This is a genomic window from Providencia sp. PROV032 (genome assembly GCF_028484875.1).
GTDB lineage: Bacteria > Pseudomonadota > Gammaproteobacteria > Enterobacterales > Enterobacteriaceae > Providencia > Providencia rettgeri_E.
The window spans coordinates 46,919-63,301 of record NZ_JAMPSX010000010.1 but is presented as its reverse complement, the minus strand read 5'-3'; the positions used below and the strand labels follow the sequence as shown (position 1 = coordinate 63,301).

Annotated in this window: 9 protein-coding genes and 2 tRNA genes; 4 read left to right on the top strand and 7 right to left on the bottom strand. The window is 36.8% G+C overall.

Annotation, left to right across the window (positions count from 1 at the left end; genetic code table 11):
- Positions 1 to 2 precede the first annotated feature (2 nt).
- On the bottom strand, positions 3 to 1,244 hold the full coding sequence (locus PSF42_RS09090; RefSeq protein WP_125891260.1) for an NRAMP family divalent metal transporter: 1,242 nt from the start codon (positions 1,242 to 1,244) through the stop codon (positions 3 to 5).
- A 404-nt stretch (positions 1,245 to 1,648) separates the two neighbouring features.
- Here PSF42_RS09090 and PSF42_RS09085 point away from each other — a divergent pair, with 404 nt between their 5' ends.
- The gene (locus PSF42_RS09085) at positions 1,649 to 2,311 is read left to right on the top strand and encodes a GntR family transcriptional regulator (RefSeq protein WP_125891261.1); all 663 of its coding nucleotides are present in this window, start codon (positions 1,649 to 1,651) and stop codon (positions 2,309 to 2,311) included.
- Positions 2,312 to 2,847: 536 nt separating this feature from the next.
- Complete coding sequence (gltP, locus tag PSF42_RS09080; RefSeq protein ID WP_272679873.1) at positions 2,848 to 4,155, top strand: glutamate/aspartate:proton symporter GltP; 1,308 nt, start codon at positions 2,848 to 2,850, stop codon at positions 4,153 to 4,155.
- Positions 4,156 to 4,692: 537 nt separating this feature from the next.
- Here gltP and lpxL read toward each other — a convergent pair.
- From lpxL to PSF42_RS09060, 4 genes are all read right to left on the bottom strand, one after another.
- On the bottom strand, positions 4,693 to 5,616 hold the full coding sequence (gene lpxL / locus PSF42_RS09075) for an LpxL/LpxP family Kdo(2)-lipid IV(A) lauroyl/palmitoleoyl acyltransferase (RefSeq protein ID WP_125891263.1): 924 nt from the start codon (positions 5,614 to 5,616) through the stop codon (positions 4,693 to 4,695).
- A gap of 569 nt (positions 5,617 to 6,185) precedes the next feature.
- Entirely contained in the window at positions 6,186 to 6,575 is a 390-nt protein-coding gene (locus tag PSF42_RS09070; protein WP_125891264.1) for a hypothetical protein, read from the bottom strand.
- Between the two features lie 159 nt (positions 6,576 to 6,734).
- A tRNA-Thr gene (locus PSF42_RS09065) sits at positions 6,735 to 6,810 on the bottom strand.
- A 5-nt stretch (positions 6,811 to 6,815) separates the two neighbouring features.
- Positions 6,816 to 6,903: transfer RNA gene (locus PSF42_RS09060), tRNA-Ser, on the bottom strand.
- A gap of 212 nt (positions 6,904 to 7,115) precedes the next feature.
- Between PSF42_RS09060 and rcsD the strand changes: the two genes are divergently transcribed.
- Positions 7,116 to 9,815, top strand: a complete 2,700-nt coding sequence (rcsD, locus tag PSF42_RS09055) for a phosphotransferase RcsD (RefSeq protein ID WP_272679872.1) — start codon at positions 7,116 to 7,118, stop codon at positions 9,813 to 9,815.
- A gap of 1 nt (position 9,816) precedes the next feature.
- On the top strand, positions 9,817 to 10,467 hold the full coding sequence (gene rcsB, locus PSF42_RS09050) for a response regulator transcription factor RcsB (RefSeq protein WP_004259923.1): 651 nt from the start codon (positions 9,817 to 9,819) through the stop codon (positions 10,465 to 10,467).
- 78 nt (positions 10,468 to 10,545) lie between these two features.
- Here rcsB and rcsC read toward each other — a convergent pair whose 3' ends face one another.
- Together rcsC and gyrA are read right to left on the bottom strand one after the other, a co-directional pair.
- On the bottom strand, positions 10,546 to 13,332 hold the full coding sequence (gene rcsC / locus PSF42_RS09045) for a two-component system sensor histidine kinase RcsC (RefSeq protein ID WP_442959224.1): 2,787 nt from the start codon (positions 13,330 to 13,332) through the stop codon (positions 10,546 to 10,548).
- 214 nt (positions 13,333 to 13,546) lie between these two features.
- Positions 13,547 to 16,177, bottom strand: a complete 2,631-nt coding sequence (gene gyrA, locus PSF42_RS09040) for a DNA topoisomerase (ATP-hydrolyzing) subunit A (RefSeq protein WP_213912545.1) — start codon at positions 16,175 to 16,177, stop codon at positions 13,547 to 13,549.
- Positions 16,178 to 16,383: the final 206 nt, after the last annotated feature.

Here is a 16,383-nt window from a genome sequence, read left to right as displayed (position 1 = left end):
AGTTATTTCAGATAATTAAAGATGGCACCGACAGACATCACACCCATATACCAAGTGAGTGCACACGTCACAACACCAGACCATAGTAACCAACGCGGATAATGATAACCCGACATTAAATCTGAACGTTTCCAGCCAATATAAACAAATAAAGTTAAGCCAATCGGTAAAATTAACCCATTGAAACCACCAGCAAAAACCAGTAGTGCCGCAGGAGCCGTTCCCATGAATAAATAGACAACCAGAGAAACTGCAATGAATAAGATGGTTGCGACATTACGTTGTCTTTCTGTAATAGAAGACTTAAATGCCGTTAAGAAACTCATTGAGGTATACGCCGCACCAATTACACTGGTGAGTGCCGCAGCCCATAGGATTAAACCAAAGATACGTAAACCAAAATTACCTGCGGCAGCCTGAAATGCTTGAGATGCAGGGTTGGCCGCATGACCCGAAATATCAATAGTTACACCACTTGCGACGACGCCTAAGATAGCCAAGAATAAAATATACCGCATCAGCCCAACAACGAGGATGCCTTTTGTGGCAGCGCTAGAGACAATTTTAATATTTTCAATACCAACAGCGCCTTTATCTAATAAACGATGAGCACCTGCATAACAGATATATCCCCCGACAGTACCCCCAACAATGGTGGTTATCATGGCAAAATCAACTGTGTCAGGTAATACGCTTTGGCGTAATGCTTCCCCAACAGGAGGGTTTGATGCGATAGCGACAAATAAAGTTAAGCCGATCATCACGACACCTAAGCCAATAATTAACCGGTCAATAAACGTACTGGCCTTGCGAGAGGAAAATATATAAATTGCTAATAATGCGCTAATCAAACCTCCCCATTTAGGATCTAAGCCGACTAAGGCATTAAGCCCTAACCCTGCACCTGCAATATTACCAATATTAAAAATTAACCCGCCAAAAATAACTAATATCGCTAATAAATAACCACTCCCAGGAATTGTGGCATTCGCAATTTCTGATGAGTGCATTTTAGTCAGGGTAACAACCCGCCATATGTTCTGCTGAACAATGAAGTCAATCACAATAGACGCTAAAATTCCGAAGGCAAAAGCAGCCCCTAATGTCACGGTAAAAGTCGCAGTTTGAGTGATAAACCCAGGCCCAATGGCTGAGGTTGCCATTAAAAAGATTGCGCTTATCAATGATGAACGACGGCTTTTCACATATTCAGCAGTAGTTGGTGCACTTTCTTGAGCTGCCATGTGCATACTCCTCTAATAGTTATTGTTTTAATTATTGATGTGGTTGTTGATGTCATAATCACTAAGGCAATTATCGTGCCATTGTTCTACTTGTTAACTATATTGTTAATTCATTTTTAATGAATTGTTGAACAATTAGTATTGAATGATGAATAAACAATCAATAGAAATCGTAATTGGTCGTTTAAAAATCAAGACGAGATCACTTTTTTAACAATTTTGACTCACCGGCCATATCACTTACCCAGCAAATTGCACCAAATTGATGCAATAAATTTTAATTTCACTATTCTTGTGCAAATACAAGGAGGGAATGTGGTAAGGAGAAATGAAACTTGCTGCTATAATTTGAATATGTGAATATAACGGCTTATTGCCCCCTGAGACTAAAATTCGCCTTTATTATGAAAAAACAACCTGTTGTCCAAACTTTATCTGTTTCTATTGCGGAAGTTATACGTCATAAGATAACCATTGGGGAAATAACACCAGGTCAACGCTTATCTGAAGCGGCATTAAGTGAAGAACTCGATATTTCTCGAAATACATTACGGGAAGTATTTCGCGTACTCACGCAGGAAGGTTTATTAACTTATGCCCCAAATAAGGGCGTATTTGTCTCAGTGCCAGACATGGCTGCCATTATCGATATTTATCAAGTTCGCCGACTTATTGAATGTGATGCACTAATGCATGCATATGCCTTACATCCATCAGTTCAAAAAATGAAAGATGCAGTTCAAGAAGCTCGAGAGCATGAAAAGACAGAGAACTGGGTGGGGGTAGGGACTGCAAATATGAAATTTCACACGGCCATTGTCGAATTATCTGACAGCGAACGCCTAATTAAATTATACCGTAATGTGTCTGCTGAATTACGGTTGGCCTTTGGCCACCTCAATGACCCTAAAATTTTATATGCACCCTATATTGATAAAAACTACTCTATTCTTAATTTATTAGATTCTGGCCAGAATATAGATGCGGCCAATATGTTACGTAGTTACTTAGATCTCTCTGAACGTACACTGCTCGCAGCATTTAAACGAAAACAATCTGCTCTTTAAGTTGTTTGACGTTTTACTTTTTTTGTTTAACTCGCCTACTCCTCACTAATTTCATTATATAAATTAGAATAAGAAATCATTTATTGAAATCCTTTAGTATCTCAATACTATCTATTAATCTAGCCAGATTTAATTTTAATTAAATCTAATACTTTAAATATAAAATCACATTCAATCGCTTATTCGATAAAAATAAAGTGTTGTTGTCTGTTTCTCATTTAATCCGCCTTTGTTTACAAAAACAAACAACATAAAAACCATATCATTAATATTTTTGGAATATTTATCAGGCTTACCTTTGGTAACATTTAGACATTAAAAATCACTCAACCATTCACATTTAACCCCAAAATTTTACATACATCGCCATTTATCGCTTTACTTTTAACATTAGAAATATATTTACATCGATCACTCGTTGAAATTACTCAAATTTATCGAGTTAATAGTTGTAGTTTTACCGAATATTCGATATAAAATTTATGATAACAAAAAAACAAATACATTAAAATTATTAATATAAATGAGATTTAATTATGATATTAAACCAAGTGACTAAAAAGAAGCCGTTTAAATTTGGCCTAGGATGGCAAATATTACTTGCTCTTATTTTAGGTGTTATTGCTGGGGCGCTTTTACATGATAATTCAGAGTATAAAGACTGGTTAATTTTAAATATTCTTTCCCCGGCGGGTAAAATATTTATTCAGTTAATCAAAATGATTGTTGTTCCTATCGTTATATCAACGTTAATTGTTGGGATCGCAGGGGTTGGTAATACCAAACAACTCGGTTCGCTCGGTTTCAAAACTATCCTTTATTTTGAAATTATTACTACAATTGCCATTATCGTCGGTATTTCTTTTGCGAATATATTCGAACCAGGTGTTGGTATCGACATGTCGCAATTAACACAAGTCGACATCTCACAATATGAAAAAACCACTCAAGAAGTTGAAAGCCACCCTTCTGGGATCATTAATACGATCCTAACTTTAGTGCCAAGTAATATTTTCGCTGCTATGGCAAGTGGTGACATGCTGCCTGTCATCTTTTTTGCTGTATTATTTGGTTTGGGGCTTTCTTCTTTACCTTCTGAGAAAAAACAACCATTACTCAGTGTACTACAGACTTTCTCTGAAACCATGTTCCGTGTGACAAACATGATTATGATGTATGCTCCAATCGGGGTTTTTGCACTAATATCCGTTACCGTCGCTAACTTTGGTTTCTCATCTTTAGTGCCTTTGTTGAAACTTGTTATACTTGTCCATTGTGCAATTATATTTTTTGCTGTGGTTGTATTAGGATTAGTCGCCCGTTATTGTCGAATAAATATTTTCACTTTAATGATGATATTGAAAGATGAGTTATTACTCGCCTATTCAACAGCCAGCTCTGAAACTGTGCTTCCTCGTATTATGGATAAAATGGAAAAATATGGAGCGCCTAAATCCGTAACAAGCTTTGTTATTCCAATCGGTTATTCATTTAATTTAGATGGCTCAACATTGTACCAAAGTATTGCCGCTATTTTTATTGCCCAACTCTATGGTATCGAACTCTCTATTGGACAAGAACTTATCCTAGTATTTACGCTTATGATCACGTCTAAAGGTATTGCGGGTGTCCCTGGCGTTTCATTTGTTGTTCTTCTTGCCACACTCGGAAGTGTAGGGATCCCACTAGAAGGGCTTGCATTCATCGCAGGTGTAGACCGAATTTTAGATATGGCACGCACGGCACTTAATGTTGTAGGTAACGCCCTAGCCGCTCTTGTTATTGCCAAATGGGAACATAATTATGATGATAAAAAAGCTCGTGAATATGAAAAAAGTTTTTAGTTTATTCTAAAACAACTCTATACTAGAATCACTTTCGATTAATAACATTATTGAAAGTGATTCTATTTTACGCAACAAATAACCTGTTATTTTTTATTTTTAAATACTCATTATCTTAGTTATTTTTACTTATTATATGTAATGTATTTCACATTTTTTTAATATTTCATTAAGAAATTGGTATTTTATAGCCAGTGTTACTACACTATATAAGACTTTTAATTAGCCATTTTTTATTAGCTAAGCAGGAAACAATGAATCAAATAAGAAGATTTCTTTTGTTTTTAAAGGTGCTCCAACACCTAATGATAATTTTTATATTTTCATTATCATACTTTATGCTACACAGCTGGTTATAACGAGAAGCCTTACACTAAAAATAACATAATTCATTGATCAAACGAGGTAAACATCTGTTTATCTCGTTTTGTATTATATGCTAGAAAAAGCGATAAGATAAAAATGGTTATCAATAGAAAGCCTACAAGTTCTTTTTTACCCCTCTATGGTACCTGACATTATAAATAAATTATAAGGCTAGTTATAGAGTGACGTTTCCCCTTCAGGCCTAGTTTTAAAACGTCTATGGGCCCAAAGGTACTGTTCAGGTGCTTTCAATATTTCGGTCTCTAAAACAGCGTTAATTATTGTTGCATCCTGTAACGCATTACAACTTGGGTATCCTATTATTTGTTTACCCAATACTAAATCATAATTCACCCCACTCTTGTTTCTCAATAATGTTACTGTGAGTGTCGGTGATTTAGATAATTGAGCAAGTATAGATGTCCCCTTTGATGTGGAGGTATTTTTAACAGAAAAGAATGGCGCAAATATCGTCCCTTTTCGTCCAAAGTCTTGGTCAGGTGCAAACCAGATGGACTTGCCGCTTTTCAATTCTTGAACCATAAATTTTAAATTTTTACGGTCAATCATTCCTTTGCCAGAACGGCACCGCCCCTTTGTTTGAATATATTCCATCGCTTTATTATTATGAGGCCGATACATTGCATTAACTGGGAAACAAAGGCCCATAATCCGTCCACCTAACTCAAGTGACATAAAATGGACCCCAACGATAATTACACCTTTATTTTTCCCAATCGCATCTAAATAATTAGACATTCCTTTTACTTGAAATAATTTTTTAACTTTTTTATCGCTCCAGAACCAGGCTATCCCTGTCTCAAATAATGCGATACCTAAAGATTTTAGGTTGTCATTTACCAGAGTATCTATTTCATTTTTATTTTTATTTGGAAAACATAACTCTAAATTTTGTTTAATTATTGATACTCTTCTCTTAATAAAATACCGTGAATTACTACCTAGAAAAGCACCAAGCCACATTTGCCATTTATAAGGTAATTGAACTAATAAAAATAAGATAAAAACCCCCACCCATGTTACTAAGTACTTTGGATGGACCAATTTCCGTGAAAATGGGTTTTTGGCGTACATTATATCTCCCAATACTTCGCCTTTGCAGAATGCACGCTATTTTAGACAGTATTTAGTCTTTGAAATTCAACATGATTACTACAACAAGATGGGCTTTCGCCCACAACTATCTGAATATCCTTACAATGTATCTTCCATTTGAGGAGATAACAGTCGGATAACCTTTTCCAAGCAGTTAAGCAATATTTTAATTTTTAGTATGGCCAATAAATAGCACTGTGAAGTCCATTTTCCCTTCTTCAGAACTGTGTATCGGTTAAGCTAAAACGTAATCACTTCAACAGTAAAGAACAGACAAAATTATCACATATATCGCTTAATTAATCTCACTATTAATATGTACTTTTGTCATTTTGCGACTTTTTTTGCTGATTTTTGTCAATTTAATCGTTATTTCTTTATTGGCACTTTCAAGAGTGCCACCATAATCACCGATGGAAAGAAAAATTGATGTTCTTCTTCTGCATAATGATATCTAAAATATGTCCCACCAGCGACCCAAAATAGTTAAATGATAAGAATTACAGGTAATAGCCTGACCACCCCAAGAGCAGTCTAAATTAGGTTAATCAATCTGGTTTTCTACCATTTGCGTCAATCAACTTCCAGAACCCGTTATTGTATTGAAATGTCATTGTGAATTGATTATTAACCATCTCAGACCAGTAATCCAATATGATGGTGTCTTCTTCAATATAAATAACGCTTAAATGATGAGGGAAGTCAGGCTCATTAGTGCGACTATAAAAGTATCGTTGAACTTGGTTATCAAAGTCTGGAATCGCTCTACTAATTTCTACTATAAAGCCTTTTAAGTTATCAAAGTTAGCTATTTGCTCAGGCTCTAGTCCAATAACAATGTCGTGCTTTGGAGATACATTAACCTCATCACCACTGAGAATGACATCACCTAGCGTTGTAATAAAATCCTCGACCTGATACCTGTTGATTCTTTTCATCTCTTCACTCCCTCAATGAATTTCAATAATGTTAGCTTAGCGGGGGGCAAATTCTATTTGTCATCTAGTTTATAAGAGGTGTAACCAGAAGATCAATTTACTACACAAAAACAAAAAGAAAAAACCCGCTACATCAATGAGATGTAGCGGGTTCTTATTTGGTGCCGGCTACCGGAGTCGAACTGGTGACCTACTGATTACAAGTCAGTTGCTCTACCAACTGAGCTAAGCCGGCGAATATGGCGGAGAGATAGAGATTCGAACTCTAGGATGGTTGCCCATCGGCGGTTTTCAAGACCGCTGCCTTCGACCGCTCGGCCATCTCTCCATGGGGCGCGATTATGGAGGAATCCCACCAACTTGTCTACCCCTGAAAGTAAAAAAATTGATTTTTTTACTTCGTTTGGCTAATCTTCACTCAATTGTTCTCTGTTTTCCAATAAAAATGGTAATATCTGTGCAAAATCGGTGTCTATCCTTTCTCTAGGCGTATGATTTTTAACCTAATACTACTTTGCCGATGGGACGACTTGCCACAGTATGTACAAACAATCATTATTAAAACCGAGCACGCTTTTTCGTATCTTTGCCGCATTTATTCTGTTGCTAATTGTGATGCTCTGTTTATCACTCTTTAATTACTACCAAGCATTGGTTCAAAGCCGTCAAACCAGCTTAAACAGCATGGCCAGTCGGTTAGCATATCAAATCGAAGATTATCGTTATCAAGCGAGCCATATCTACAAAATTGCCAATGACAAATCTTCAGTCCCCCCTACCGATAACCTTGCTGTGACAGGTATCCGTCATGATATTTTTTGGCTAAGTAGTGCGAATCAATCCATTGATGCCATTGTATTTGGTAATAATAAGCAAAGTAATAATGTTTTAGCCTCTAAACTTGCAAATTATATGGAGATTGTGTGGGGAGCCCGTAACGAATATAACTCGATGTATTATCTCAATGGATTGGACAACACCTTAGTTTTAGTGACCACCCATTCAATTCTTAAACCTGAGCTCCGTTTTAAAGAAAGTTATCTCACATTAACAGCTGAAGAAAAGCGTGCTGATATGTTGACCCAATCAACATTGTTAGATCGACGGGAAATAATTTCAAATATTCAAAAATACTCTCCCGATAACCTTTTCTACTATACTTATCGGCTAATGTTCAATTCACCGGGGCAGTTAACTAGCGTTATATCCTTTGATATTTCTATCAATTCACTGATCCCTCCAAGTTTAAATGGGAATTTTTTTACGATTAATGCGCGCCCTTCAAGTACGGGAAGCAATGAATCACATTCAACTTGGTCAGGGACCAACCTCATTTTCTCCCACCCTATTGATGGCACTGGATATCAGCTTTACTACCATGTTTCATTAAAAAGTATTATTTTTAATGTTATTAGTTATAACTTATGGCTAATGACAGGCATGCTTATCATGATCTTATTCGCTTTACTGATCATGATTTTTATTCGTAAGCGCCTTATTTCACCCAATACCAATATGTTGCAAGAGCTGAGTTTTAATGCCTCACTGACTAGCGACATTATCAGTCATATTTCATATGGCATTTTAGTTTATGACTTTAACACTAACAAAAAGATCCTGAGCAATGACATTGCTAACCAACTATTACCTTCGATGGATCTTGTTCACATTAAAGAAATGGCGATGGAACACCATGATGTGATTCAAGTTTCTATCGAGAATATTGTATATGAAGTTATACTTGTCGATAACATGTCAAAATCAAACACTGCGCTCTTTATTATTATGGACAAAGATAAAGAGGCGTTGACACAAAAACGCCAAGAACTTGCTAATCGCGAATACAAAAAAAATATTCACATGCGCAAGGTAGTATTTGAGAATATGTGCAGTGAAATATTACCCTCATTAATTAAAGTGGATAATCAATTAGCTAGATTAGCTGAAATAACCGATATAAATAACCGTGGATTTATTTTAAAAATTGAAAATCAGCTTTTCCTTATCAATCGTTGGTTTCAAAATATTAGCTTATTAAATCAGCTAGAGTCCCAAGCTGAACCTATCAAAACTGAGAATGTTTCTATCAGTAACTTAGTTAGCCAATTTTTGAAGCAAAATCTATCCCACTGTAATAACAAAGGGTTATCGCTTTATTTTCATAATAACGTTAATCCAGATTCACTTATCGTGGCAAATCCAGATTATTTAACGCAGTTAATACAACTTATTTGGGATTATTCTATTGCTACAACCTCTTTTGGAAAAATTTCATTCACGCTATCTTATGACCCCAGTAAAAATGTAATCCTGTTGAGCATAAAAGACAGTGGAACGGGAGTCAGTAACCAAGAACTGAGTAATTTACAAAGCCCCTTTACTGGGCAAATATTGAACGCTTCTAACTTTACACGCTCTGGCATAACGTTTTATCTATGTAAGTTACTGGTCAAAAAAATGAATGGTGTTTTTTCTATTCGCTCAAGTGATGCAATCGGGACTCATTATGAAATTACGCTTCCAGCAGCCAAGGAGATGCTCATCAATGACTACCCCGCTTTATTGGAAGATATTTGTATTCGCTTAAATATACATAATGCGGATATCTCTCGGATTGTGAGGAACATACTCACAAATTATGGCGCGGAATATTTGGATTTAAGTGAGAGTTCTCCCCATACTAACTGGGATCTTTTGATAACTGATAATAATGAGGAATGTTTTGAAAATATTGTTAAAGTGAATGGCTCTCTATCTGGAATCAATCAATTACAACCTCATTACATTGAAGCTAACTATAATTTTGCTGATGAATTAATTGATGCTATCTCATTGCTGATCGAAAATGCAGGTGATGAACATGACTATTATGGTAATTTGATTTCACACCATGTTGATACTCAAGTGCTTTCACAGAGCTCGAATGAATCAATAGAAAATGCAATTGTAAGTTATCAATTATCACTAGCAAATAGTGGATATCGAGATTTGTTTATCACAACAGTACCGATAGATATTAATAAACTGTATAATAGTGAAAGTGTTGAGGATTTGACCGAATTGAAAAACACTGCACATCGTTTAAAAGGAGTTTTTGCTATGCTCGAATTTACTTATCTTCATACGCTTTGTGAAGATTTAGAGCGTTACATAGCAGATGAAAACGGATTGGAAATAAAAAATTGCATTAGCATGCTGGATAATTCAGTCAAAAAACTAATGCCAGAAGGTAACCAATAATATGAATAACCTAAATGTCATTGTTGCCGATGATCACCCTATCGTTCTTTTCGGCATCAGAAAATCACTTGAACAAATTGAATGGGTGAATATCGTAGGGGAATTTGAGGACTCAACTTCTTTGATTAATAACTTAGCACGTTTAAATGCAGATGTGCTAGTTACTGATTTATCAATGCCAGGTGATAAATATGGTGATGGTATAACTTTAATCAAATACATCAAACGGCATTATCCTGACCTATCAATTATTGTTCTTACAATGAATAATAATCCAGCCATTCTTAGCGCGATCTTAGAGTTGGATATTGAAGGGATTGTGCTCAAACAAGGTGCACCGGCTGATTTACCTAAAGCGTTAGCGGCTTTGCAAAAAGGTAAAAAATTCACACCAGAAAGCGTGAGCAAACTGCTGGAAAAAGTCAATGCAAGCGGCTATGGTGACAAACGTTTATCACCAAAAGAAAGTGAAGTGCTACGTTTGTTTGCTGAAGGTTTCCTAGTCACTGAAATTGCCAAAAAACTTAACCGCAGTATAAAAACAATTAGTAGCCAGAAAAAATCAGCCATGCTGAAATTAGGCGTTGAAAATGATATAGCGCTACTGAATTACCTTTCTTCCGTCAGTATTGATAACTCGCCTTCAGAGTGATCTTATTTCAACTACAAGACTACACCAATAAAAACCCAGCTATGGGTTTTTATTTTTGCCTTTATTTTTCAGCCACTTTCAACAATAACGAGTCAAGGTCTCACGTAAAATTGCAATTGTTGTCGGTTTTGATAAACAATCATTCATTCCTGCATTAATACAACGTTGTTTTTCTTCTGCCATTGCATTAGCAGTTAATGCGATAATTGGTAAGTTAAACGTTAAACGCCGTAGCTCTTTTGCCAGCTGGTAACCATCCATATTTGGCATATTTACATCTGTTAAAATAATATCAACATGATGATTATCTAAATATTTTAATGCATCTAACCCATCTACTGCTGTGCCAGTAGTAAAACCGATAGTCGTTAATTGTTCACTCAATAATGCTCGGTTAATTGGGTGGTCATCAACAATCAATACATGACATTCACCTAACGTATGATCAGCGACCAACAGTTGATTTGTCATACTATTTTTTTGCGATTGTTCCATGGTTCTCATGATGGCTTTATCAATTAACATAGGTAATTTATCTAATTGATATGTATTATAAATCCATTGATTCTGTTTTATTTCCTGAAGCTCACCTGCATAACCACTTGATAACTGGATATGATGTTCGTAGATTATCCCCTCAACATGCTCATAATCGGTTATTAGTAAATTATATTTTTGTGTTTTATCAATTGTGCTATGGCTAACAACTGTAAATTGCTCATGACTTAACAAACGCAAGAGAAAGCTCATTAAAAATTCATTTCGACACAAAATAGCAATGCGATAATGTGCTCGATATTCTGGAATATTTTTCTTCGTATACTCTTGCCCATATAAAGGAATACGAATAGTAAATGAACTACCAAGCCCAATTTGTGAGCTGACTTCAATATCACCATCCATGAGGTTAACCAGTTTTTCACAAATAGCTAAACCTAAACCGGTTCCTTTATGACCCAAATTATTTTGCTCATAAACTTGAAAAAATGGGTCAAATAATTGCATAACCACTGAATGGGTCATTCCAATCCCTGAATCACGGATTTCTATCTTTAAATAATTTTCATCTTTCCAAACATAAAGCAATACAAAACCGGATTCCGTAAACTTAATACTATTATTAACAATATTGGAAATCACTTGTTGTAGACGAACTGGATCATTCAAAATGAGATCAGGAATATCTGGTTCAATATAGGAATATAATGATATTTTTTTCTTAGTCACTAATGGCAAATAGTTCGCTAATACAAACGCAAAAACCTCTCGACAATTAAATAATTTACTTTCTATTTTCAATTGCTTAGATTCAATTTTTGAAAAGTCTAAAATATCACTAATAATCTGTAATAAAAGTGATGATGAATTATCCATAGTTGAAACTAAACGTGTTGCTTTCTCTGATAATTCATAACGTTGTAGTAACTCTATGTTACCAATAATTCCATACAATGGCGTTCTTAATTCATGGCTAACAGTCGCCAAAAACATTGACTTAGCATGGTTAGCTTGTTCAGCTGCATCGGCCACATCTTGCAGCGATTTTTCCATTTGCACGCGAATGCTGATATCGACTAAAACACAAATAGCGACGTCTTCATTTTGATATCGTGAGTTTACAAAGCTAATTTGCAAGTGTGTACCATTGGTTGTCACTACATCAATATAGTTGCTCGTTTTCTGGCGAATAATTGTCAATATACGCTGTTTATCATCATCATTTAATAACCGAAAATAGTCATGAGCTAGTTCATTACTAAGAATATTACCGCCATCGGTTAATCTTAAGATGATGATACCCACAGGGGCTGATGCCACAATTTTATGGTTGAATTGTTCGTGTTCCTCAAGCCGTATCGCAGTGTTCTCTGCGGGTTCGAGCATTTTCCTTTCAAGTAACCAAATTAAAAAGAAAATCAGTCCACCCGTAAAAATATTTAGGAGGATACCGTAAAAAATGGTGTTTTCTAAACTCGCTAATATTTCCGACGTCGCAATTGAGAAAATGACCGTAATTTGAGAAGGTGCTAACCTTTTTTTGAAGATTAATTTTGAGTAATCTGAGTTAAAACCGAAAAATGAAGGCGCAGAAATATTGAGCAGTGCTGAGTCCTTAGGGTTGATATCTATCGGCGAATATAAAACAGGCTGGTTATAATCATTAATAATCAATATTTCAATAGCTTTATTGCGGCGAATATTAAATTGATTCAAATTAATTGTACGTTCTAGCCCAATAAATGCGGGGAGCAGATTATCATGCTTAATTGCTTGAATTAAGTAAACCTGTCCATAATCCGGCTGAGCACCATGCATAATTGTAAATAATTTACGCTCTTTGCCTTGTAGCCTTAAACCTTGATAAGTTCGCACACTTTCGTAACTGACTTTTTTTAGTATTTCTATATCCGATATGGTAGAACGAATAGGATAATCCACCAGACAATAACTTTTCGAACCCACTAAAAAGACATGATTTAAAGCTTGAGGCGCTGCAATACTCTCTTTCCAAAAATAATTTAATTGTTCAAAAGCCTGCAAATAGTTTTCAGCTTTATCCCTAAAATGATCACAATCCGTATTCGGAGTTAATTTATAGAACGAGTAATTAGAGGCATTTGGCAACTCCATAAATTTACTCGTAAAAGTATTTTCCTCTGTCGATTCTTGCAGCTTTATTTGGTACAGATCAGTCATCGACTGAATAGAATTCAGAGTCGCTGCCGTTTGCTGAATATAGACTTGTAGGTTTTCATACCCAGAATAGAACTGCTGACGAAGATCAGATTTGTATTCATTAAATTGCGAATAAAGGAAAAATAAAGTGATAAAAACACCCATGCCCCACAACATCAAGCCGAGGATACGAAATAAATCCCGAGAAAGTCTAAGTGATGTTTTAAACGAGGGTAAATATCTCAAGCGCTTTCCTGTATATTCGATACTATGATCGCTAATTATACTCGATTACATGATAAAAAAGCGACAAACATGAAAAGTAATAAAATAAAGACATTTAAATTAGAAACTAAAACGGGCAGCTAGTTATGCTGCCCGTTCATTAAATTAAACGTTGTGATTACTCTTGATCGTCGATATTTGCATCATCAACACCATTTTCTTCCGTGTTTTCATTTGCATTCTCGTTATCAATGTTTTCATCATCAATGTTTTCATCATCATCCGTTTCAGCAACGCGCTGTAAACCAACAACTTTTTCATCTTCAGCCGTTCTAATCAAGGTAACACCTTGTGTATTACGGCCAACGACGCTCACTTCAGACACACGTGTACGCACTAATGTTCCTGCGTCTGTGATCATCATGATTTGGTCAGTTTCATCAACCTGAATGGCACCAACAACATTACCGTTACGCTCACTCACTTTAATGGAGATAACCCCTTGAGTTGCACGAGACTTAGTCGGGTACTCAGCTTCTTCAGTACGTTTACCGTATCCGTTCTCTGTCACTGTTAAGATGTGCCCTTCGCCACGTGGGATAATCAAAGAAACGACTTTGTCGTTATCCATTAATTTAATACCACGCACCCCTGTAGCGGTACGTCCCATTGGGCGAACAGCATCTTCAGCGAAGCGGACGACTTTACCTTGAGCGGAGAACAGCATAACTTCATTTGAGCCATCTGTTAAATCGACACCAATCAGCTCATCACCGTCATTCAAGTTAACCGCAATGATACCTGCGCTTCTTGGGCGGCTGAATTCTTGTAAAGGTGTTTTCTTAACGGTACCACTTGCGGTTGCCATAAAGACATTATAGCCCTCTTCGTACTCACGCACTGGCAAGATAGCGGTAATTCGCTCATCTTGTTCAAGTGGCAATAAGTTAACGATTGGACGACCACGAGCACCACGGCTAGCTTCTGGTAGTTGGTAAACTTTCATCCAATACAAGCGACCACGGCTTGAGAAGCACAAAATAGTGTCATGCGTATTGGCCACCAAAAGGCGATCAATAAAGTCTTCGTCTTTCGTTCGTGCTGCAGATTTACCTTTACCACCCCGGCGCTGTGCTTCGTAATCAGACAGAGGCTGATATTTCACATAACCTTGATGTGATAATGTTACCACCACATCTTCTTGGTTGATCAGGTCTTCAATATTGATATCTGCAGTATTTTCAGTAATTTCTGTACGACGAGGGTCATTATAAGTATCGCGAATAATTTCTAATTCTTCGCGGATGACTTCCATCAAACGTTCAGGACTACGCAAAATAAACAGTAATGCTTCAATTTGTACGAGAAGCTCACGGTACTCTTCCAGTAATTTTTCGTGCTCAAGACCCGTTAATTTTTGGAGACGTAAATCCAAAATAGCTTGGGCTTGTTGCTCAGTTAGGAAATATTGCCCTTCATGGACACCAAACTGAGGCTCTAACCACTCAGGACGAGCGGCATCATCTCCCGCACGCTCTAACATCGCAGCGACATTACCTAAATCCCAAGAACGTGCAATCAAACCAGCTTTCGCTTCTGCTGGTGTTGGTGCTTTACGGATCAGTTCAATAATTGGGTCAATATTAGCAAGGGCGATTGCCAGTGCTTCAAGGATATGAGCACGGTCACGCGCTTTGCGTAATTCGAAAATCGTACGACGAGTGACGACTTCACGGCGGTGACGCACAAAAGCAGCAATGATATCTTTTAAATTCAGTATTTTTGGCTGCCCTTGATGTAGAGCCACCATATTGATACCAAAAGAAACTTGCAATTGAGTCAAGGAATATAAGTTGTTCAGTACAACTTCACCTACCGCATCGCGCTTGACTTCAATAACAATACGCATACCGTCTTTATCCGACTCGTCACGCAGTGCACTGATACCTTCAACACGCTTGTCTTTAACTAACTCAGCAATTTTTTCAATCAAGCGAGCTTTATTCACTTGATAAGGGATTTCGCTGACAATAATGGTTTCGCGACCATTTTTCTCATCGACTTCCACTTCAGCGCTTGCACGGATATAGACCTTGCCACGCCCTGTGCGATAGGCATCAATAATCCCACGACGGCCATTAATAATAGCTGCGGTTGGGAAGTCAGGCCCTGGAATGTGTTCCATTAAACCTTCAATACTGATGTCTTCATCTTCTATATAAGCAAGACAACCATTAATCACCTCCCCTAAATTGTGAGGAGGAATATTGGTTGCCATCCCAACCGCAATACCAGACGACCCATTCACCAACAGGTTTGGGATTTTCGTTGGCATAACTTCAGGAATATGCTCTGTTCCATCATAGTTTGGAACGAAATCAACGGTTTCTTTTTCAAGATCAGCAAGTAGTTCATGGGCAATTTTCGCCATACGGATTTCCGTATAACGCATTGCTGCTGCGGAGTCTCCGTCAACAGAACCGAAGTTTCCCTGACCATCAACCAGCATGTAACGCATTGAGAAAGGCTGAGCAAGACGAACGATTGTCTCGTAAACAGCGCTATCACCATGTGGATGGTATTTACCGATGACGTCCCCAACAATACGGGCAGATTTTTTATAGGGTTTATTCCAATCATTTCCCAATACATTCATCGCATACAGTACTCTGCGGTGTACTGGCTTCAGTCCATCTCGAACATCTGGAAGTGCACGGCCGACAATAACGGACATTGCATAATCCAAATACGAACTTTTAAGCTCTTCTTCGATATTAACTGGTGTGATTTCTCTGGCAATCTCGCTCATGGAACCACTGTCCCTCATAACTTCGGATTCAAAGAGTAGAACTATACCACAATTCGCCAATTTAATAAAAATAAGAGACGGGTATTTGTCTTCCAAGCTATGTATAATAGCGGAAAATTAAGTTTATGTGTCCGAAACTTGATGGTTTATCAATTAATAACTGCAATAATTACATTGTTGTTTATATTTTAGCCATCAATGCTTAT